At 68.0% G+C, this 21,268-nt stretch carries 15 protein-coding genes and 5 pseudogenes; 6 read left to right on the top strand and 14 right to left on the bottom strand.

Annotation, left to right across the window (positions count from 1 at the left end; genetic code table 11):
• Positions 1-483: 483 nt before the first annotated feature.
• The 4 genes from BBK14_RS32955 to BBK14_RS32940 form a co-directional block, all read right to left on the bottom strand.
• Positions 484-1,209, bottom strand: a complete 726-nt coding sequence (locus BBK14_RS32955) for a hypothetical protein (protein ID WP_071067045.1) — start codon at positions 1,207-1,209, stop codon at positions 484-486.
• Positions 1,210-1,980: 771 nt separating this feature from the next.
• Complete coding sequence (locus tag BBK14_RS43095) at positions 1,981-2,253, bottom strand: hypothetical protein (RefSeq protein WP_476739419.1); 273 nt, start codon at positions 2,251-2,253, stop codon at positions 1,981-1,983.
• A 32-nt stretch (positions 2,254-2,285) separates the two neighbouring features.
• A complete protein-coding gene (locus BBK14_RS32945) occupies positions 2,286-2,900 on the bottom strand; it encodes a hypothetical protein (protein ID WP_241832052.1) in 615 nt (204 codons plus the stop codon).
• Positions 2,901-3,059: 159 nt separating this feature from the next.
• The gene (locus BBK14_RS32940; RefSeq protein WP_071067043.1) at positions 3,060-3,512 is read right to left on the bottom strand and encodes a VOC family protein; all 453 of its coding nucleotides are present in this window, start codon (positions 3,510-3,512) and stop codon (positions 3,060-3,062) included.
• Positions 3,513-3,640: 128 nt separating this feature from the next.
• Between BBK14_RS32940 and BBK14_RS32935 the strand changes: the two genes are divergently transcribed.
• From BBK14_RS32935 to BBK14_RS41075, 4 genes and pseudogenes are all read left to right on the top strand, one after another.
• Complete coding sequence (locus BBK14_RS32935; RefSeq protein WP_083391415.1) at positions 3,641-4,258, top strand: CGNR zinc finger domain-containing protein; 618 nt, start codon at positions 3,641-3,643, stop codon at positions 4,256-4,258.
• Positions 4,259-5,435: 1,177 nt separating this feature from the next.
• Complete coding sequence (locus tag BBK14_RS32930; RefSeq protein WP_131802486.1) at positions 5,436-7,202, top strand: sensor domain-containing protein; 1,767 nt, start codon at positions 5,436-5,438, stop codon at positions 7,200-7,202.
• A 322-nt stretch (positions 7,203-7,524) separates the two neighbouring features.
• On the top strand, positions 7,525-8,382 hold the full coding sequence (locus BBK14_RS32925) for an SAM-dependent methyltransferase (protein ID WP_071067047.1): 858 nt from the start codon (positions 7,525-7,527) through the stop codon (positions 8,380-8,382).
• 220 nt (positions 8,383-8,602) lie between these two features.
• Positions 8,603-8,764, top strand: a pseudogene (locus BBK14_RS41075) (IS3 family transposase); the annotation flags it as partial.
• 57 nt (positions 8,765-8,821) lie between these two features.
• Here BBK14_RS41075 and BBK14_RS36355 read toward each other — a convergent pair.
• From BBK14_RS36355 to BBK14_RS32870, 10 genes and pseudogenes are all read right to left on the bottom strand, one after another.
• A pseudogene (locus tag BBK14_RS36355) lies at positions 8,822-9,887 on the bottom strand (integrase core domain-containing protein).
• Positions 9,888-9,956: 69 nt separating this feature from the next.
• Positions 9,957-10,492 (bottom strand): annotated as a pseudogene (locus tag BBK14_RS41070) (hypothetical protein); the annotation flags it as partial.
• A 118-nt stretch (positions 10,493-10,610) separates the two neighbouring features.
• Positions 10,611-12,044, bottom strand: a pseudogene (locus BBK14_RS32905) (ABC transporter substrate-binding protein).
• 315 nt (positions 12,045-12,359) lie between these two features.
• Positions 12,360-13,520 carry an amidohydrolase family protein gene (locus BBK14_RS32900; protein ID WP_071067040.1) on the bottom strand — a complete coding sequence of 387 codons (1,161 nt, stop codon included), beginning with the start codon at positions 13,518-13,520 and terminating at the stop codon, positions 12,360-12,362.
• Between the two features lie 84 nt (positions 13,521-13,604).
• Positions 13,605-13,994, bottom strand: a complete 390-nt coding sequence (locus BBK14_RS32895; RefSeq protein ID WP_071067039.1) for a DUF7124 domain-containing protein — start codon at positions 13,992-13,994, stop codon at positions 13,605-13,607.
• Positions 13,995-14,002: 8 nt separating this feature from the next.
• A complete protein-coding gene (locus BBK14_RS32890; RefSeq protein WP_071067038.1) occupies positions 14,003-15,211 on the bottom strand; it encodes a thiolase family protein in 1,209 nt (402 codons plus the stop codon).
• 7 nt (positions 15,212-15,218) lie between these two features.
• Positions 15,219-15,671 (bottom strand): Zn-ribbon domain-containing OB-fold protein, encoded by a 453-nt coding sequence (locus BBK14_RS32885; RefSeq protein ID WP_071067037.1) that lies wholly within the window; start codon positions 15,669-15,671, stop codon positions 15,219-15,221.
• The gene (locus BBK14_RS32880) at positions 15,668-17,377 is read right to left on the bottom strand and encodes a class I adenylate-forming enzyme family protein (protein ID WP_241832050.1); all 1,710 of its coding nucleotides are present in this window, start codon (positions 17,375-17,377) and stop codon (positions 15,668-15,670) included. The genes BBK14_RS32885 and BBK14_RS32880 overlap by 4 nt, the downstream gene beginning before the upstream one ends.
• Entirely contained in the window at positions 17,347-17,619 is a 273-nt protein-coding gene (locus tag BBK14_RS32875; RefSeq protein WP_131626736.1) for a hypothetical protein, read from the bottom strand. Before BBK14_RS32875 ends, BBK14_RS32880 begins: the two co-directional genes overlap by 31 nt.
• 327 nt (positions 17,620-17,946) lie before the next feature.
• Positions 17,947-18,651, bottom strand: a complete 705-nt coding sequence (locus tag BBK14_RS32870; RefSeq protein WP_071067035.1) for an alpha/beta fold hydrolase — start codon at positions 18,649-18,651, stop codon at positions 17,947-17,949.
• Between the two features lie 873 nt (positions 18,652-19,524).
• On the opposite strand from BBK14_RS32870, the gene BBK14_RS32865 reads away from it, so the two are divergent.
• Together BBK14_RS32865 and BBK14_RS32860 are read left to right on the top strand one after the other, a co-directional pair.
• Complete coding sequence (locus BBK14_RS32865; protein ID WP_071067034.1) at positions 19,525-20,541, top strand: DUF2889 domain-containing protein; 1,017 nt, start codon at positions 19,525-19,527, stop codon at positions 20,539-20,541.
• A gap of 297 nt (positions 20,542-20,838) precedes the next feature.
• Positions 20,839-21,268, top strand: a pseudogene (locus BBK14_RS32860) (hypothetical protein); the annotation flags it as partial.

Below are 21,268 nucleotides of genomic sequence, written 5' to 3'. Positions count from 1 at the left end.
CGCCAGGCCCTTCAAGTGGACCAGGACCGCCGACCAGATCATCGACGCGATCGGACACTACTGCGCGCGAATCTCCGGACCGGGACACTAGGTCCGAACTCGTCGACCAGCCGGACCCACCATCACTACACTTCGTAGCCGAATCTAGTAGGTCCTACCTATTTGCCTGGTCAGGGAATTGTTACTCATCGTGGTGGACCGACAGGGGCTCGAACCCTGACGTCGCGGCGCCTCCGGGAGCCGCCCTTCGTTGAGGCAGCTGACCATCCGGGCCGAACGGCCGCAGTCGGCCCGGCGACTGGACCGGGCGTCGAAGCAGCAGCGTCAAATCTGGGCCGGTCGCCCACAGTGCACAAACGGACGCGGCCCTCGCCCCACGGGGCGGCCCGGATTCGTTGTCAGGACGGTTCTGTCAGGCCGGGCGCTGCCTCGGCGTTTGCACCAGATCCGACGGGCCACCCTCATACGGGTGCGGCGGCACCGTCAGGTGGTCGCCCGCTCGCTCGTTGGCGCCTCAGCCGGTTGGGAAGGGGGTTCGGTCTGGCCGCTGGCGGTGGTCATGGCCCACAGCGAGGGGCATCTCCCAGCTGCTGCGCACAGATCGAGGAACAGGTCTCGGGCTGTCTGCACGGTGAGGGCGTCCAGCTCCGTCCGGCGCCGGAGGCGTAGACGGCTGCTGCCGGTGAGCCGGCCGAAGACGTCGATGAGCCAGGCAGCATGGACGTTGCCAGCTGCGACCTGGACGCGGAGGCCGGTGGGGTCGGGGTTGTCGACTACGACGTCGTAGCCGTGGAGCGTCGCCAGTTCATGGGCGAGTGCGGCGGCGTGCGGCTGCCAGTGTTCCATCGCCACTGCCACGTTCGGCGAGGGGACGGTCAGGCTGACCTCGAACGCGGGGTCGTAGAAGTCGAAGAACGCCAGAATCGACGGCGTCTTCGACGAGGTCCCCGGCCGCTTCGGCCAGTAGCCGGGCCAGTAGGCGACCCCGACCGCGGCCCGTGCCCATTCGGCTGGTCGACTGACCGAGGTGCTGGCCCCGGCGAACTGCATGCCCTTCCATCCCGGGGTCGAGTAGTCGACCCTTTCCGCCTGCAACGCGGCGGTGAAGCTGTCGAAGAACAGCCGCAGCTGAGGATAGAGCTGTCCGATCGCGGTCCGCTGTGCCGCCGCCACCTGCTCAAAGGCGGCCAGATCCAGGCGGTGGAACACCTCCGTACCTCCCGGCTTTCCATGAACCTCAGGGCGTCGTCGGCCAGGCACCGTTCGTGGGGAGCCAGCCCGTCGGCGGTGTCGAGGCAGGTGGCGATCCGGTGCCAGGGCAGCCAGCGGAACCGCCCCGCACCGACGTCCGGTACCAGCTGACGGACGGACCGTTCGGCCAACTCCAGGTCTGCCTTGGGCCGGATCGCTCCGACGGTCACGGCCACGACCACCGGGTCCGGCCAACCGCGAGCCGCGGTGACCGTACGCAGTGCGGCGTACTGGGCGGCGAACTGGTGCAGCGGTTCACCGCCGGCCGGCCCGTCTGCGGGGTAGACCGAGAACGGGGAGGTGTACTTCGCCTCGAACACGACCACCGTCGTCCCGGCGGTCACCACCACGTCCGGCTCGACCCGCATCCCCGGCAGCTGGGGAACCTGGTAACTCGGCCACAACTCAACCCGCGCGTGGTCCAACGTCTCCGGATCGACCAGCACGCCGACGGCGGCGAGCACCGCCCCGAGCACCCGCCGATAGGGCAGGTGGCGAATCGCGCCGAACACCGCGTCGGTCAGCGCGTCCTCAGAACGGTCTGACACTGTCCCGGCAGCGGGATCCAGCTTGCCGGCCAGGATCGCGAGCATCGCCCCAGTATGACCGCCCCGGTCTTGGCCCCGCTGACAAGGACCGGTGGCCAGGGCGTCGACGCGCGTCGAGATCTCTGGCCGACTCGAGGGCGCACCCAGCGCGGCGTCAACATCACCAAGGGGACTCGAATCATTACCCCGGCACCGGTCGCTCTGTCCGGTGAGCTCGTTCTCGCGGGTCGCGGGGGAATCGGGCGATGAACCAGCGTTGCGGGATGGCCGCCGAGACCTGGACGACCCGCTGCACCTCGAAGTCGACGACGCGCTGCGCGCCGGGCACCGTCGCGGCCCGGTCGGGATTCCAGTCGACCCGGGCGCGGCCGGTGAGCTGCAGGGTGTGGCCGTGCTCCCAGTCGAGGAAGAGCAGACCGCAGCGCGGGTCGAGCTCGATGTTGCCCAGCGTCATGTACATCGAGTTGCCGCGGTACTCAGGCCAGGTCAGCCGACCATGGTCGGTGACCGCGACAAAGCCCGGCTTCCCGCCCCGGTGCGACGTGTCCGCCCCGAGGCCGGCGGCCTGGGTCGCGACGAAGAAGGTTCGGCTTCGGCGATCCAGCGCCGCTGGCTGGCGGTGAGCCCGGTGGTCACCACGATGGGCCCGCGCGCCGCCTCGGCGTCGTCCCGCGCGAGGTGGCGTGGCTGGATGTACTTCGGACAGTTCGAGTAGACCTGGTCGGTGTTGACCACCATCCGGCCGCCGTCGCAGCGGGCCTTCCCGTTGGCCCGCATCCGTCGGCGGCTGGCTGGGTCGAGGGCGAGCAGGCCGACGTCCCGCCGCGCGGCGAAGGCGCCTTCGAGGGGATCCCCGGCACCGGGCAGGGCATCGACGACAATGGTCTCCTCGTCCGCCGCGGCGACGAAGCCGGCCGTGCCGGTCAGCAGGCTGGCCCAGACCGCGCCGGCCTCGTCGGCGGCTCCGAGCAGGAGGATCCGTTGCTGCCCGAGGAACTCCGCGGCCACTGGTGGGATGGTGGCGCCGACGACGGCCGATCCGCGCGGGCCAGGGGGCAGGCTCGCGCGCGCCTGTACCGAACGTTCGCCCGCGTGGAGCATGACTGGTTCCTTCCGTCAGGTCGGGTTGGCTCGTCGCCTGGCCCGCGCAGGCGGTCCAGCTCGTGTCGGCTCCCGGCGTCGCGGGGGTTCGGGATGGCCGCCGTGGTGGCCCGGGCGGGACGCCCAGAGCCACCACAGGCCGCGTCGGGATCCCGGCTGCTAGAAGAAGCCGCAGGTCGGGGCGCCCTGGGTTGGCACGGGTGCAGCTTCGGCGCCGGTTGGGGCGAAGATCTCCAGCCGGATGCCGTCCGGGTCGGTGAAGAACACGCCCCCGGACGACGCGCCCTCGCCGTGCGCGACGACGCCGTCGTAGAGCGGCTCGACGCCGATCTCGCGCAGCGCCACCTCCGTTTGGCGGACCGCCTCGAGGTCGGCGACCTGGAACGACAGATGGTGCAGCCCGGGCAGCCCTGTGGGGAACGCCCCCTCGCTCTGCTGCCACAGGGTGAACAGGAGCGTGCCATCCCGGCCGAGGAACGCGAACTTCCGGTCGCCGTTGGTCTGCCCGCCCAGCTCCTCGAGGCCGAGGACCCGCTGGTAGAAGGCGGTCGAGCGGGTCAGATCGGTCACGTTCAGACCGACGTGGCCGGTCTGCGGCCCAGGATTGCCCATGTGTACCTCCGATTTGTGGATCTGGTTCCGACTCGCGGATCAGCCGTTCTAACGACCCGACTGCACCCGTCCCGTTAGAAAGATGCCCGAGCCTTCTAACGGCGTCAACCCGAGGTAACGTTAGATTGATGGAGCAGGCCCCTCCTGAGTACGACGGCGCCCCGATGCTCGGTGAACCGCCGGCCATCGAGCTGGGCAACACCATCTACGCCATGCGGGGCCGTCCCCGCGACGCCCTGCGGACGGTGCTGGAACTGGTCGACTGGATGCGCGCGATGCGTCCGCGGCTCACGGTCGCGCTCACCGAGGACGACCTGCGTGCTGTCGGCGAGGATGACCTGCGGATGGCACGCGAGCTACGAGACACGGTCCGAGCGCTGGCCGGTGCGGCGGCGAACGGCCGCGAGGCGGATCCCGACGCGGTTGCCGCCCTGAACAAGCTCGCCCGGCGAACACCGTGGTGGCGCGAGCTGCGCGTCGACCCCGAACCCCGGGTGGTGGTGAGCTGCGCGGACCGACCCGTCACGCTCGCGCTCACCGCGCTGGCCGACGACGCGGTGTGCCTGTTCGGCGGACCCGCCGGCGCCGAGGTGCGGGCCTGCCACGGGCCTGGCTGTGTCCTCTATTTCGTCCACGGCGCGCCGCGGCGAGAGTACTGCTCGGCTGGCTGCGGCAACCGGGCCCGAGCCGCCCGCCACTATGCCAAGATCCGCCAGGCCCCTGATGGAGCCACCGGGTCGCCGTAGTGTGGGCTCCAGTGTCGTGACGGTCCGGCTACGCGGACTGGTCAGCTGACCGCCAGGTATGGCTTGGGCCCGGTCACGCGCGAACGTCACCGCGATCGCCGTCCCGAGCATCAGCGTGGACGTTCCGGACCACCGTTTCAGCTCCAGCCCGCGGCCCGTGCCGCCGCGGGCCGGTACTGCGCGGGTATCGATTGTTGCCCATCCGCAGGTGGCGTTTTAGGCGCGAGCGGTGGCGGCGGTACTGCCGCTGGTAGCACCGGCGCCAGGGCTGACCCTGATGGCGGCAGCGGTGCCGGTGTCGACGGCGCCATCTCGCCCGCTGTCCGCACGGCACCGGTGACTGCGCGCCTCGCCCTCGCTGCCTCCGCGAGCCCCGGCCGCCCCGTCGGCACCAGACGTGAGCTCAGCCAGTCCTCGACTGCGTCCATGACCACCGTCATTGCCATGAGCGCGAGAGGAAACAGCAGAACGATAAAGATCACCTTGCGGATACCTCACAGTACGGACGAAATCCTCGGATCGTGAAGGGATAGCCCAGATGTGCTAGCCCGTTCGGGTAGCCCTATTGCCGCAGCGGCAGGTTACGAGCTCTGACCGATCGATGGGACAACCTGGCATAGGCGTAGGTGGCAAGCCCGCCGGCGGCTCCAGGGGCGGTGCGCCGGCGCACCCGCGACGCGCCCGAAGGCAAGGCCTCTATCCGGCTGTGGTGGTCGAGTCGGAAGGCGTACCTAGGAACGCGTACTTCGGACCAGCGACGGCTGGGGTGACGAACATCCCACTGGCGGCCCCAGGCACGAACGATCCGGAAACCCTCGCGCTGCCCGCGCTTCCGGAACAACGGCTTCCGGTGGGTGCCCTGGAAGAAGTTTGCCATGGCAGTGTCGAAGTCACGGAGCGCCTGCTGCTGGACGATCAAACGCCGGCGCGTCCTCGGCGGTCTGCACGATGGCGGACTCCGCCGATGCAACAGCGCCGTCCTGCTTGCCGAGGCGCAGGGGCGCAGGGCGGCGTCACGCGTTACGCGCCTCGGGGGCTGCCGGATTGCGCGGCCCTCCGGCGAACGCCCGACCTATGTCCAACTACAGCAGTTGACACCAGTGCATACTGTTGGACCGCATCACATTCGGTATGCCGGATACAGGTGGGTTCGTCCGGCCTTCGGTCAAGATAGGTGGTGGGCGCTGTGGTGCGACAGGGGGGAGAAGGTTCGGGTCTGTTCGACCTGATGGAGATCGGGCTGGGCATCATTGGGGTCGCCGATTATCGGGTGCGCAGGGTGAACCAGGCCACCTGCCGGATCCTCGGACGGAACGAGGATGAACTCGTTGGTGTCCGGTGGGAGACGCTGGTCCATCCAGATGACTGGGAGGCTCACCTGGCAGAAGCGCGACAGAACCAGGCCGCTGGCCAGACCCACTGGCAGGGTGTCGTCCGCTTCGTGCAGCCGAGCGGGTCTGTCGTGCACGTTCTGGCGACGTCGATGATCCTGACCGACGACGTGGCCCCCGCGGAAGCCGAACGGCCCTATTTCCTCGTCCAGTTCCAGGATCTCAGCCAGCAGTTGGCGTCACACCGCCACCTTCGGCTCGTCATGGAAAACACCCCAGTCACCCTGGCCCTGGTCGACAGGGACGGCTGCGTCCTGTTCAACGAGGGTGCGATAGGCGAAGACGCGGTCCGACGCCTGGAGATCGCGCGGCGGCGCAGCATCTTCGAGGTCTTCCGAGATCTACCTGATGCCCTGGATCTGACCCGCCGAGCGCTGGCAGGCCAGCGCGCCTGCGGCGTCTTCTCCGCCTACGGACACTGGTACGAATCACAAACGGTTCCGATCTGCGATGCGCAGGGTGTCGTGCAGTCGGTCGCCATCGTGTCCCACGACGTGACCGAGCGGGAGATCGCACTGGCCGAGCTGCGCGCCCGATCCGCTGAACAGGCACTGGTAGCGGAGATCGGGCGGTGCGCGCTGGGCAGCCCCGATCCGGCATCTCTCTGGCATCAGGCGACGACAGCGATCTCAGGCCACCTGTGTGCCGATCAGGTGACTATCAGGGCGGCCGATCCGCACTCCGGTCTACCACACGTCGTTGCCACGGCTGGTTCGGCGGCACCGTATTACCCGTCTCCCCCACCGTCAGCCGCGCCGGACGGGACGGCGCTCGCGGGCAGCCGTACCGACCCGCCCCGTGGGATCGCGGCGGACAGCGCGTCCTCATCCCTGACCATCCCGATCGGCCAGCCCGACAACCCCGGCGCTCTGCTCACCATCGACCGCCGCAACCCCGATTCCTTCGCGCGGCATGAGGTGATTTTTCTCGAAATGGTGGCGACCGTGCTGGCAGCGGCCGACGAGCGCTTCCGCATCGAACGTGACGCCCAATATCAGGCCCGGCACGACGGGCTCACCGGGCTACCGAACCGAACCGCGTTCCTGGACCGCCTGCAGCGGACCCTGACCCGTGCCGGACACGACCGCCGTCGCACCGGGCTCCTGTTTATCGACCTCGACAACTTCAAAAGGGTCAACGATTCGTATGGTCACCAGACCGGCGACGACCTGCTCCGCGAGGTGGCCGCCCGGCTCCAGCGGGCCGTCCGTCCCGAGGACAGCGTCGCCCGCCTCTCCGGTGACGAGTTCGCTGTGCTCTGCGACCGCGACCCCGCGCTACCCGACGTCCAGGCCATCGCCCGGCGCATCGTCACCACCCTCGCCGCCCCACGGATCGTTCTCGCCGGCCAGCCGATCACGGTTGCCGCCAGCATCGGGATCGCACACTCCGACGGYCAGCCCATCGACGCCGACGAATTCCTGTGTACTGCCGACATGGCGATGTACGCAGCGAAGCGGCAGGGTCCAGGTCGCTTCCTTGTCTTTGACGAGTCGATGCGGACTCACATTCGCCGCCACTTCAACACAAGAACAACAGCCAGCGGACGCTGACCGCCGCCAGGCGGCAAATCGCGACACACGGCAATCGAAAAGCGCAACAGGCCGTCGGCCGCGGAGCTCAAGCTGCCGCGTCGCCCGAGAACGGCTCACGGCGCGCCACAGCGTCGACCCTGCCTGCGGTTACCGACACGAGGCCGATCGTGGCACACCCACCACCACGCCACACGCCATCACCACGTCGCCCACCTACCAGTACGGTCCGCGGACGAAGCACCGTAGTCTGGGAGGCCTCGACTCTTGGTCGCCTCCCGGCGGCATCGTAGGCCACCCGGCCCACAGCGAGCGCGGAGAGATAACCTGAACATCACTGATGATGTTGGGAGGGCGGGGCGTGAGCGACACTCCGACGGGTCACCGTCGCTGGAAGACCCTGGTAGACAAGGTGGACACGGTCGAACTACGGACCGATGCCCCGCACTCTGCGCGCATGTACGACTACTATCTTGGCGGGAAGGATAATTTCCCGGCCGACAGGGAAGGCGCCGAACAAGCTATCGCCGTCTTCCCAACTTTGCGTGATGCCGCTCGAGAGAACCGGGCCTTCCTGGTCCGCGCGATCCGGTATCTGGCCGGCGAGGCGGGTATCCGGCAGTTCCTGGACATCGGGACAGGCATCCCGACCAGCCCGAACCTGCACGAGGTCGCCCAGGGCATTGCCCCGGACGCCCGAGTGGTCTACGCCGACAACGACCCGATCGTCCTTGCCCACGCCCGGGCGCTGCTGACCAGCACCCCCGAAGGTCGCACTGTCTACCTCGACGCCGATGTACGCAACGTTGATCAAATTCTGGCCGCCCCGGCGCTGCGCGACACTCTCGATTTGACCCGCCCTGTCGCGCTGTCTCTTCTCGCAGTCTTGCCCTTTGTCGAGGGCGACGCACCCTACACCATCGTCCGCAACTTCCTCGATGCTCTTCCCGCTGGCAGCTACCTCGTCCTCAGCCACGGCACCGCCGACCTCGATCCCAACGCTCAACGCATCGAGACCAGCTACCGTGAGCGGGGCCTGGAGTGCCAGTTCCGTAGCCGCGCGGAGGTGGAGCGACTGTTCGACGGACTGACGCTCGTCGATCCAGGAGTGCAGGTCATCCACCGGTGGCGCCCTGACGGCACCGCAGATCACCTCTCCGATGCCGAGGTCTGCGGCTACTGCGGGGTAGGACGCAAGTAGCCCACAGGGGCTCTGTTGCTCGGTAGCGGGACCCCGTGGCGACGGCCGGGCAGATCAGGTGGTGAGTCGAAGTGCGCTGGCCCCTCCGTGTCAGCCTCGGGTGAGACACCCGATGGGTGCGGGTTGGCTACAGAGGGCGTGCTCGGAGATCCTCGTGTTCGTGGAGTCAGAGTCCCCGGAGCACCCTGGCGGGTCGTCGTCTCGGCGTGATCCCGCTCCTCGTCCGTCGCGGCGGGTGTTCAACGCGGCGTACAAGCTGCGGATCGTCGCCGAGTACGAGAGCGCTCCGCATGGAGAGAAAGGCGCGATCCTGCGGCGGGAGGGTCTGTTCTCCTCGCATCTGGTGGAGTGGACCCGGGCCCGCGACGCGGGAGCCTTGGAAGGAAGGCCCCGACCCTGTGGGGCGTCAGAACTGGGCCATCGGCGCTGACCTGGGGTTTTAGGCGGCCCGTTCGTACTCGTTGATCAAGCCGTCGAGGGCGGGTCGGCGCTTGATCCGTGTCGTCGTGACGTCGGCGATGGGGTGGTCGGGCCGTGGTGGTTGAAGGTCGCGGCCGTGGTGGGGTCGTCGTCCGTTGTAGTGCCGTGCGTACTCGGCCAGGACGGTGCGCAGGTGCCGTGCACCGACGATCAGCATCCGGTCGGTGACTTCCGTTCGGACCGTGCGGACGAACCGTTCCGCGTAGGCGTTCACCCGCAGAGTCCGGGGTGGGATCTCGACCGCGTCGATACCGGCATCCGCGAGGACCGCGTCGAAGGAGGCGGTGAACTGTCCGACGCGGTCGCGGATCAGGACCTGGAAGTCGGCCGTCCGGTCGCCGAGGTCCATGAGGAGGTTGCGGATCTGCCGGGTGGTCCATCGTCCGTCGGGGTTGGCGGTGACCCCGAGGATGTGCACGGTCCGGGAGCCGACCTCCAGGACGAAGAAGCAGTCCAGACGCCGCAGCGTCACGGCGCAGTCGGCGTGGAAGAAATCCACGGCCAGCATGGTCGATGCCTGCGTACGCAGGAACTGTCGCCACATCGTGTCGGTCTGGCGTTTCGGTGCCGGGGCAGCCCGAGGGACGTCAGGACTCGGCGGATCGTGGAGGCGCTGGCCCGGGGGCCGAGTGTGAGGAGCTCGCCCTGGATCCGCTGGTAGCCCCATGTCGTGTTCTCGGTCGCGAACCGTTCGATGAGGGTCGCGATCTCCGCGCTGACCGGTGGTCGTCCCGTCCGCTGCGGGTGCGTCCATTTCCGTGTGATCAGACGACGGTGCCACCGCAGGACGGTGCCGGGGTGACCAGCCGGTGTGCTCGCAGCKTCTTTGGTAGGAGCTGGATCAGTGCGACAAGGACCGCCCGGTCCGCCCAGTCCCACCGGGGCTTGGGCTGGGTACGGCGCAGCACCGCGACCTCGTGCCGCAGCACGAGCAGCTCGATGTTCTTGGACGCCGACGAACAGCCGAGGAGAACCAGCCACCCGCACACCCGCACGAAGATCAGATAGAGCAGCCTCACGGACATAGCCGACCATCATGCCGACAGCCGCACTGCCGCATCACCCCAGCTCACAGACCCAAGCCGACTTCTAGCACCCCCCACGGCGAAGACGGCGTCGAAGGAAGCCGTGAATTTCGTGTCGCGGTCACGGATAAGGAACCGGAACCGGTGGCTGCGGTCCTCGATGTCCATCAGGAGGTTCCTGGCGCGCTGGGTGACCCACGCCACGGTCGGATGTCTCGTGACCCCGAGGACGTGAACGTGGYGGGTGGCGTGCTCGACGACGAAGAACACGTAGATCCGTTGGAGGAACACGGTGTCCACGGTGAAGAAATCTCAGGGCAGCAGGCCGGATGCCTGGGCGGACAGGAATGTGCGCCAGGAGGCGCCGGCCCGACGGGGCACGGGATCGACACCGGCGCGGCCCAAGATCCGCCAGACGGTGGTGACCCCGGCCGGATAGCCCAGCCCGGCGAGTTCGCCTTGGATCCTGCGGTGGGGCCCCAGGTTGCGGTGTCCCCGCGGACCCGGAGCAGCATCAGTCCGAGAGCGTTGCGCGTCAGGGCGTAGAGCAGCGACCACACCATGACCATCCAGCCTGCCCGACGCGGGCCCCGTCCGACAGGCAGACGTGCAGGTCACTGCCCAAATCGGGGTTCTGGAGCCCCACAGGCGCGGACGTAATCGGGTGGAGATGGCTTTCCCGCACCCCGGCACCGCCATGAGGACTGGACACCGGGCGGATGGCTACGGCTTGATCCACAGTTCCTCGGGCAGCAGGGAACCAGGCCGTACTGCACGAGGCCACCGACGTTCCTGCCCGAGATGGCACCGGGTCCCCCCCGTGCGACGAAGAACATCGGGGTCAGTTCGGTCAGGCGTTCCTGCACGGCGTTGTATGCCTTCTTGCGATCCTCCTCCGATGTCGCGGTCCGGCCGGACAGCAGGGCGTCATTGAGCGCTGGGTCGTCGATACCGGGCATGTTCGCAGGCGAGTCCCCACCGAAGACCGTCGACAACCGAGGCTCGGGGTCCTGGAAGAGCGCGGAGGTGATAATCGAGTCGAAGTCGTGGGTCGCGCGCAACTGCACGAACTCGGCGAGCTCGACGGTTCTGATCCGGACCTCGACGTTGCCGAAGCTGCCGAGCTGGGCCTGGATATTCTCCGCCAATGCCTTGTTCTCGATACTGGGGGAGCTGGTGAATGTGAAGGATAACGGCTGCCAACTCGTCGAAGAGCCGCTGGGCGGTCACCTTGTCCGTCTTCCGTAGTGGCGTCTGCGAGTAGAAAGGGGACGCTTTGGTGAACAACGTGTCAGCAAGCTGCGCTGTGCCGTTGTAGGCAGCGAGGTTCAGCGCGTCCATGTCGAGTGCTGTCGCGACCGCCTGACGCGCACGAATGTCGTTGAACGGTGGCCTGCGCATGTTCAGAGCCACGAGGATTCCGCCGCTGAGATGCATGACATCGGTCGGTAGACCGGCCCTGACAGCTTTGTCGAAGTTGATCCAGCTCGAGTCGATGGCCACGTCCGCACCTCCGGTGAGCAGCGTGTTGTAGCGCTGGTTGCCGTCGAGCGCCGCGCGGAGGGTGAGGCGGTCGAGGTAGGGCCGGGGTCCGTCCCAGTAGCGGGTGTTCTTGACGAGCCGGATGTCGGCCTGACGAGTCCAGCTCTCGAGGGTGAACGGTCCCGCGCCGATCGGCTTCGCGTCGAAGGCCTGCTGGCCCTTCTGCAGGGCCGCGGGTGAGGCGATCCAGTTCATCGAGGAGGCGAGGACGGACAGGGCGTACCTCGGCACGGGGGTGACCAGGGTGACCTTCAGCGTGACGTCGTCCACCACCTCGGACGACTCGATCGTCGCCGCCTCCGACCGGTGGGCCGAGCCGACGGCCGGGTCCTTGGTCCGGTCCCAGTTGAACTTCACAGCTTCCGCGTTCAGCGGGGTGCCGTCGGAGAACACCAGCCCCGGCCGCAGCTTCAGGGTGAAGGTCTTGCCGTTGTCGGTCGTGGTGAACGACTCGGCCATCGAGTACTGGACCTCGTCTGCCTCATCGTTGGTCATCAGGGTCCCGTACAGGGCATTGCCCAGGAAGCCGCCGGAGGCATACGCGTCGCCCAGGATTGCCGGATCCAGGGTGCGCGGGTCACTCAGGGTGAGAATCCGTGCCTCGCCGCCCGCCACCGGCTCGTTTGAGGGCCCTGTGGACGCCGCAGTATCGCCGCCACCGCCGCCACAGGCACCCAGGAAGAGCGCCACGCAGCATGCGACGGCGGCGGATAATCGTGTCCTACGAAATCATCTCGCATCCTTTCATCGGCGTCAGGATCGACGAAGAAAGGCGGGATTCCACCGGTGGTGGGAGTTCTGGTCTCTGCGATGGTTTCTGGCTTTGGGTTCCGGCAGGAACGGCTGTGTGTGCGGTGCGGTAGTCGGCACATCCCAGGCGACGTCACGCGTTCAACCGCGGATCGCCCGGGTTTCCCGCGCCGGGTGGCCTCATCTCGCCGCCGCGTCGAGCGGACCAGGCGATGACTCCCCGTCTGGAGCGGGCGGCACGTGGGGGAACAGCTCCTGGAAGGCGCCCTGGGTGATGCGGTGGCGGGTAGCGGGATCGAGGTCGCCGACGAGCTCATGGAGTGTCTTCTGGGTATGGCCGAAGGTGCCTTCGATGTGCGGGTAGTCGCTGCCCCAGCACACATTGCGCCAGCCCATGGCTGTCACGGCGGCGACGGCAGAGCGATCATGCTGGAAGGACGCGTAGACGTTCTCGTACAGGTACTCGCTGGGGAGCCGACGCAGACGGGGGCGGACGGCCGACGCGTGCTGCCGGTACGCCTCGTCGAGCCGGTCGGCGACGAACGGCCCCCAGGTCGCTCCGCCCTCGGACACGATTGCACGCAAGGACGGGTGCCGGTCGAACACGCCACTGGCGATCAGTTTGGCCACCGCCCGCTGGCCGCCATAGGTCGTCTCCAGGTAGTTGAGGAGCGCCCCGCCGGGACCGCGGTAGTAGGTGCCGTTACGGCTGGACGCCTCATGGGGCTCGCTGCCGATGTGGAACGCGACCACAAGACCCGTCTCCGCGAGGGCGGTCCACAGCGGCTCCCACGACTCACGATGCCAGTCGTCCCCGTCGATGAGTGGCACGACCGGCAGGGAGGCGGCATGGAAGCCGAGATTCGCGGCCCGCGTGACCTCGGCGACGGCGGAGGAGACGGTGAGGAAGGGGATCGTCGCCGCGCTGACGTAGCGGGGTGAGAACCGCTGGTACTCGATGGCCCAGTCGTTGATTGCTCGGGCGCCGGCCGCGAGCAGCTCCGGGTCACGGATCGATGAGGTCCACATCCCCAGAGAGGGATAGATGAGCTCGGCCCAGATGCCTTCGGAGTCCAGGTCGAGCAGGCGCATCTTCCTGTCGTTCGCGCCGGGCGCCCGGTCGGGGACGGTGAGGCCGTTCTCGTCGGTGAGTCTCCTGCCGGGCCGGGGCAGGCGACGGCGGAACTCCTGTCCGTCGACGTGGATCGTCTCCCAGCCGCCATCGAGGTCCTTGACACTGCGCGGCATGCGTTCTGCGAGGGACCGGGACAAGCTCCTGTCGAAAAGATCGTCCGGCTCGACGAGGTGCGAGTCACCCGAATTGGCCCAGAGCTTCTCCATCGTGCAATACCTCCTCGTAGGCAGCGAGCCAACCCCTGCCGCCTGATTCTGATGGTCCTCAGGTCGTTTACATGTCCGGCTCGTTCATGCACTGCTCCAGGGTTCCCACATCGCCGAGYGGGCGGCCAGGGAGTCGGCAAGCCGGAGCGCGAGATCRCGCACGAAGATGAACTCGAAATCCGCCTGTGCGGCGAAGTGCTCGTCAACGCGGGTGTCGCCAATGTGTACGAACCTTTGGCAGTCGAAGGATGTCCGGACCCTCAGGAGCTCGTGCTTGCGGCTGACGAAGTCAGGGGTAATCCCGGCGCGTGCCCACATCGCCAACTGCTCGCCGGGGGTGCGGTCGGAGCAACTCCCGATCAMACAGGCCTGCGTTTGTGCCCACTGGACGAAGGTCATCGGGACCGGTCCGGAGGGGTCGCCCGTCTCAAGGGTGCCGTCAATGTCGAAGCTGACGAGCGTGCGCGCCTTCATCTCGGCGCTCAGTCGGTGCGCAACATGACCGACGCCGGGTCATGGAAAAAGCTGCTGCCGGGGCAGACCAGCGCCGTCCGAGCGTCAGGAACCTGGCGCTCCCCTTCGGCGCCGCGCAACTGTCGTACCGCCTCGGTGTAGAAGTTGAAGCCCCCGGCACGTCCTTGCGAAAGCCCACCCCCATTGGTTGTGAGGAGCGTGTGTCCGCCCAGGCGAAGGATGTTCGCCTCGGCGTCCCAGGATGACGCCAACAGGTCGCCGGCCTCGCCCGGCTTGCAGAACCCGGCTGCCTCGATGCACCCGACGGTGTCGATGGTGTAGCCGTCGTAAGGGAAAAAGAGGTCGAGGTCGTCGATGGTCACGTCACTGCGCTCCCAGAGACCGGCCAGGGAGATCCACAGCGAGTTATCGGTCCAGCCCAGGCTGTTGTCGTAGTATTCCCCGACCCGTGAACCGCCCAGCGACATGGCGTGGATGTACACCGGCTTGTGACGCAGATCCATTGCCCGTTCGGCGGTCGTGATGATCAGAGCTTCCGCGCAGTCGACGGGCACGTCCATGTCGAGCATCTGCATGGGTTCCCAGATGACGCGGGAGGCGTGGTAATCCTCCATCGTGATCGGGGTGCGCATGGCCGCCCTGGGGTTTCTTGTCGCGTGGGTGCGGTTGTTCACCGCGATGCGGGCGAAGGCGTCCTTCGTCGCTTTGTAGTCGTGCATGTAGCGCGCCATCCAGGCGGCGTACGGCTCGCCGGAGTGGATCCAGCGGCGGGCGAAGTCGCTCTGGCCCGTGAGCACCTGGCCCGCCATCCGCTGCTGTGCCGCCCGCAGACGGAACGGGTCGTTCGCGGCGGACCGTGACATCCCGGGGCCGCGGGTATACGCCTGCACCACCAGGACCGTGTCGCACAGGCCAGAGAACACCGCTTCCGCCGCATACACGAAGCATGATCCGAGCCACCCGTTCTTCTGCCAGGTGGTCTTCTCGATTCCGAGCGCGCCCTGCAGCGTCAGGAATCCGGATCCTCCCATGGCCAGCGGATCCATGCCCGTGCCGCAGACGCCGTCGATCTCCTGCCGGTCGATGCCGGCGTCCTCGATGGCGCCGATGGCAGCCTCAAGGGCGAGCGACAGCTCGGTGCGCTTCAGATCGCGGCCGTAAGGTGTCGACCCGACACCCACCACGGCCAGGCTGTCCTTCAGCGGGTTGCGCGCCATGTCCCTTTCACCTTCCGCTCTGGATCGGGCCCGCCGGTTCGAACGCTGGCGAGGCGAGCCCGCCGCGATCCACCCACGTCAGGCGCACGGGCATGTCGAGCCGGATCGCCTCGCGTGGGCAGTTCACGATCGGAGCCAGATAACGCAGCCCCGACTGCTCGACAAGCTCCACGGCGGCGGCCGGCACCGGCTCCGGCAGCATGGCGTCCGGGTCCCGCTCCTGGTGGATCAGGGTGCACAGGAACACGAAGCCCTCGCCCCTCACCTCGGTGGGCACGATGTCCCACGACCAGCACTCCGGGCACAGCGGGCGGTGCGGGTACACCCAGTAGCCGCAGGACGAGCAACGATTGATCAGCAGCCGCTGCTGGAGCAGCCCGCGGTAATGCTCGATGTTGTCGCGGTCGATCAGCACCGCGGGGAACGCGGCGAAGACATCCGCGTCGGTCACACCGGTCACGCCGTCACCTCTTCCTTGGCCCGTCCGGCCAGGCCGACCCGGTCGAGCTTGCCGTTGGCCAACCGCGGGAGTTCGTCGAGAAACACGATGTCCCTGGGAACTTTGAACCGGGCGAGACGCGTCTTGAGCCACGAGTGCAAGATGTCGGCGTCGAGGCAGTGGCCGGGGCGCACGACGACGTAAGCCCGCACCACCTCGCCCCTGCGCCGGTCGGGTACGCCGACTACTCCGCAGTAGGCCACTGCGTCGTGGCTGGCGACGACCTTCTCGACCTCCTCGACCGAGACGTTCTCACCGCCGACCTTCAGCATCAGCTTCAGTCGACCCGCATAGGTGATGTAGCCGTCGGCGTCCATGGAGACGAGGTCCTCGCTGTGCAGCCAGCCGTCGGCATCGAGAACCCGGGCGTTCTCCTCGGGCTTGTTCCAGTAGCCTCGCATGACGTTGCCGCGTACCCATGCCTCGCCGACAGCCCCAGGTGGGACGTCGAGGCCGGTCGCGGGGTCGACGACGCGGACCTCGTTACCCGGCAGCGGGCGGCCACCCGTCGTGCGCCGCTTGTCGGGCGGATCGTCCGGAGCCGTCATCGACGCCGGCCCGTACGTCTCGGTCAGTCCGAAGGGGACGAACATGAACGTGACGTTGGGCAGAGCCCGACGCGCGTCCTCGTTCGGAACGTGGGCGATCCGGACCGACGAAAGGTCGCGTCCGTCCTCGATCGCGGCCCGCACAACCTCCGCAGGAAGTACCCCGAACATCACGGTGGCCCGCTCGGACTCGATCAGTTCCGCGCCGAGGTGGGCGTTGAACGCCTCGGTGAAGACGAGCGTGCCGCCGTTGACCAGCATCGTCATAAGGCCATAGATACTGCCGCCGGCATGGAAGAACGGCATCATGCTGAAGAACACGTCGGAACCGTCGATCCCGACGCGCCGGGAGTGCAGCGCCGCGTTGGCGACGATGCCGCCTTGTTCGAGCATCACGCCCTTCGGGAACCCGGTGCTGCCGGACGTGTACTTCACCATTGCGAGGTCGCTGCCCAGTACCTGCCGCTCCATGCGATCAGCGAGTGCCCGGGCCTGCGCAACCTTCGGATCGCGCCCGAGCGTCTCCAGTTCCGTGAGGTCGTAGGCCCAATCGTGGTGACCCCCGTCACGATGGAAGATCACAACATTGCGCAGGTCCGGAGCCTTGGCGCTGAGCAGATGCCCGGGCCTGTCCGCGGTCGCCGCCTCCGGGCAGATCTCGGTGAGCATCGCGGGCATGCACAAGGTCCGGAAGCCGTCGAGCAGGATCACGTGACGGGCACCGGACTGGGTGATGATGTAGGAGATCTCGGCCGGTTTCAGAAAGGTGTTGACGGGCACCGTCGCCGCACCAAGCCGCATGCAGGCGAAATGCGAGACGATCCACTCCGGCGTGTTCGTCAGCCACAACACGACACGGTCCCCGCGCCGGACACCGATGCTGGCCAGGCCGACGGACAGCGCCCGCACCCGCTCGACCAACGTGCTGTACGTCAGCCGTCGGACCTTCCCGTCGTCGGCGGCGGCGACCAGCGCAGCGTGATCCGGGACCCGTTCCGCCGACGCGACGAGCGTCTGCCACACGGTCCGCGTCCGGAGCTCGGCCAGTCCTTCGGCTAAGTCGGCTAAGTCCGCCGCCGGGCACTCGTTCACCGGGCCGCCCTCGCCGCCACCCGCCACGCCGCCGTCGGCTGTCCGATCCGGTGCGGATACCCGGGCGAGAACGGTGGCCAGCCCGCCGTCGCCGTCACGCCGATCGGCGCGAGTCGCTCATCGTGCAGCATCCAGGTTTCTGCCGTGCCCCGCGGCGCCGCTTGCGGCACCTTCGCTCGGTACTTCGCTGGTACCCGAGCGGTCCAGATGTCCGACGGCTCGGCGGTAAGGCTGTCCACATTTGCACTCAGTTCCGGCGTGAGCGTCATCTTTGTCCTCCTGGGTCCACCGGCGGTGCCCTCTCAATTCATCATCGGCGGGCGGCACCGTGGGGTCTTTGCGTATTCGGTCAATTCCTTCCCGTAGCAGCCAATGTCCAGCCACCGGGACCGGCCCCGGAAATACTGATCGAKACGGGGTCCCGCCGTCGCTGTCCCGTCACACGCTCTTGTAGACGACGCCTGGACCGGCCCGCAGAACACGCAGCAGGGTCGGAACAACCTCCGGCATGGCGTCCCCGGTCGGGAATCGGTCGCAGTACTCGAGTACTTCTTCGGCGTAAGGCTCGAACGTGTCCGCGTCCGGCGGAAAATACCTCAGGTGTCGGCGATTCGATGAAGGATCTCGGCCAGCGCGGCCGGCTGGCTGATCATGCACATGTGTCCGGCGTCCAGGTCGATCACTGGGTTGGCGTTGACGCGGGCGGCGAAGCGTGTCTGCTTTTCGGGCGGGAGAATGGCGTCTCTGGTGGTGCGCACCCAGCTCCGGGGGATGGGTGGGCGTAGACCCGTCAGGTCGACCGGTTCGGTCGTGAGCCGCTCCGCTTCGGGAACCAAACGCTCGAGGCACCAGGCGAACCTGCCGTCGTCGAGGTCGTTGCCGAAGAACCGTTTCGCCCGCTCGGGATCCATCGTCAGCTGCCGCTCGGCCACGGACTTCTTGACGTGCGCCCTGACGTGCGATTGTAGTTCGTGCATGGTGCCGGTCCCGGACGCAGGCACCATCGCGGCGAGGAAGACGACATGGCGGACGCGGTCCCCGAGCCGGGCCACAGCTCGCGGTAGCGAGCACCCGGCGAGAGAGTGACCGACGAGCACGAATTCGTCRAGATCGGCCGCGTCGACGTCCTCGACAATGGCATCCGCACAGTCGGCAAAGGTCACCGACTCCAGGGGCGCCGGACGCCGCCCTCGTCCGGGTAGGTCGACGGCGACCACCGGCATGGCCAGCCAGGGCAGTAGAAGATCCCAGCAGCGGCTGTCAAAGCCGCCACCGTGCACAAGGACCAGCGGAGTCGTCATCAGCCCGGCCCCTCTGGAGAATGGCCTCCAGCCACTCGGCGCACTCCCGTCGTTGCGCCTGCGGGCGTCGATGCCGGCGAAGCGGGGGTCGCCCGCCGTGGCGGGTTCGTCGACGGGGCGGGTGGCTCGATCACGTGGTCGTGCAGGCCAGTGAGGATCAGATCGTCCTTGTTCATGCCGCCTCCCTGCCGCCGCCGGGCCCGTGACCCGACGTCCACCCGCCGACAGCCTGGGCCCCGGGTTCCAGCACCGGGAGCCAGGGTCGCCGACCGGTGTAGGTGCGGGCGAAAGCCCCGCCCGCCGAATCACCGGAGGTGTCCGTCGGCTCATCATCGGCGGCTGGGCGATAGCCGTCTTTGCGCGCTCGGCCAGGTACTTGCTCTTTTCGGCCCGGGGATCCGGTCCCACGCCGGCGGGAGCAGCTGCGCGGTCTGGATGCTGACGGGGTGGTTCGCCGCATCGCCTATCCCGAGGCGCCCACGCGCCGAGTAGGAGCACACCGAGGCGGGCGTGGCCCTGACACCGGTGCTCAATGCTCTCCGCGCTCTCCGCGGCTGGGCGGCCGACTCCTGCCCCAGCCGGTGAGCAGGGGAACGGGTAGTCGAGGGGACACTCTCGCCGCTGTGGGTAGGAAATTGACCGAAGGCGCAAAGACATCCACAGCCCGGTCGCCGATGATGAGTCGACAGGCACTGCCGGTGGATCCAGGAGGGCAAAGATGACGCCCGCACCGGAACTGATCATCCATGCGGACAGTCATCTGACCGAGCCGCCKGACGCAACGGCGGCGGGTTCAGTCGGGGACGTGTCAGGGGCTTAACCACACCGAGGCGGTACGACAGCTGCGGGGGCACCCCCGGCGATGGAGGCTCCATGAGCACGCAGGACGCACGCCCGGCATCCGCCACGCCGACGCGTAGGCGGGGCTCGGTACGACGGACCACGACCCACGACTCGCTGCGGCCGGGCGGGCTACTCGGACCGGTCACCGTCATGGCGCGCGGTCGTGACCTGCGCACCGCGCCCGACGGCGGAAGTACCGTTCTCGGCACGGCACGCCTTGACCTGGAGGTGGGCCACCCGCAGCGGCTCGTACGGCGGATCGCCGGTGACCCGTCTCACCCAGGTCTGCCGGCGCTCGCGGGGGTGGCGGTGTCTGCCGGTTTCCGGCAGGCCGTCGACGCCGCGATGCCGGGCGAGCGGACGTCGCGGTCGGTGCGGTTCCAGCTCCTCGACGATCTACCGACGGCACTGCTCGTGAGTGGTTACGCGGTGCAGGCCGCCGGCGCGCACCGCTCTCGTCCCAAGCTCACGCTGCAGTATCCGGACCTCTGCGCCGGCTGGGTGGCCGGAGGCACGCTCGTGTCCGGATTCGCCGGGACCGGTAAGATCCCGGTCCACGTCGGTCCGCATGCGCCGTCGGTCGACTCCGACGACCCGCTCGGCTGGCACACCTTCGACCTGCTCCCTCCGCACGGTATGCGCCGTCGTCGCCGGCTCGACGTCTGGAGGGAAGGCGAGATCGCCGCGGTGGAGTGTTTCTTCCGCGACAGTCACGTGGATGACGACGGCGTCGAGACAATCGTGCACGAGTACACGGTCCATGCCACTGTCGATCCAGCGACACGGCGGTTCCTGTCGTGCGAAGCGGACATCGGTGCCCTCCCGTGGCCGGAGTGCCCCGCAGCGGCGGCCAGCGCCACCCGCCTGGCGGGCGAGGCGGCCGAGGGCCTGCGCGGCCGGGTACGCGACACCTTTGTCGGCCCGTCCACCTGCACGCACCTCAACGACACCCTGCGCTCGCTCGAGGACGTCATGGCCCTGCTGGAACGAGTGGACGACGCGCAGGAGCAGGTCCGCACCCGACCGACAGGTGGCCTCGCCAGCTGACGCCGCCACGGGTCAGACCCGGACAGACGGATCATCCAAAGCTCCAGGTGGAAGATGTGGGGACTGTGTCGCCAACGGCTCTGGTGCACATTCGGTGGTGACGATGTGTAGCCGATGCAGATGCGGCGACGGTAGTGGGCGAATCCCGCTCAATCCGGGCAACTGCCAGCACCCTGGTGTCCGTGGCTGCGCGTCGAACCCGCCGGCCACCACGGAGGCGATGCCCCGAATATCTGTATTGCCAGGCACTTCACCTGTGGGGCTCCAGAACCCCGATTCGGGCGGTGACCTGCGTGTTTGCCCGCCGGACAGGGCCCACATCGGGCAGGCTGGATGGTCATGGTGTGGTCGCTGCTCTACGCCCTGACACGCAACGCTCTCGGACTGATGTTGCTCCGCGTGCATGGCGACACCGCGAAGGACGTGGAGCTCCTCGTCCTGCGACATCAGGTGGCGGTGCTGCGCCGGCAGGTGAACCGTCCGGTGTTGGAACCGGCGGATCGGGTGATCCTCGCAGCCCTGTCCAGGCTCCCGCCCCGGGCTTGCTGGGGTTCGTTTTTCGTCACCCCGGCCACCGGGTTGCGCTGGCACCGTGAGCTCCTCGCACGAAAATGGACCTACCCCCGCAAGACCCCCGGGCGGCCGCCGGCCCGCCGGGAGATCCGCGAGCTGGTTCTGCGCCTCGCGCGGGAGAATCCGACCTGGGGCCACCGCAGGATCCAGGGAG

Origin of the sequence: Parafrankia soli (genome assembly GCF_001854695.1) — a bacterium.
GTDB lineage: Bacteria > Actinomycetota > Actinomycetes > Frankiales > Frankiaceae > Parafrankia > Parafrankia soli.
Note: the sequence above shows the minus strand (reverse complement) of the source record. Positions and strands in the feature narration are given on the sequence as shown.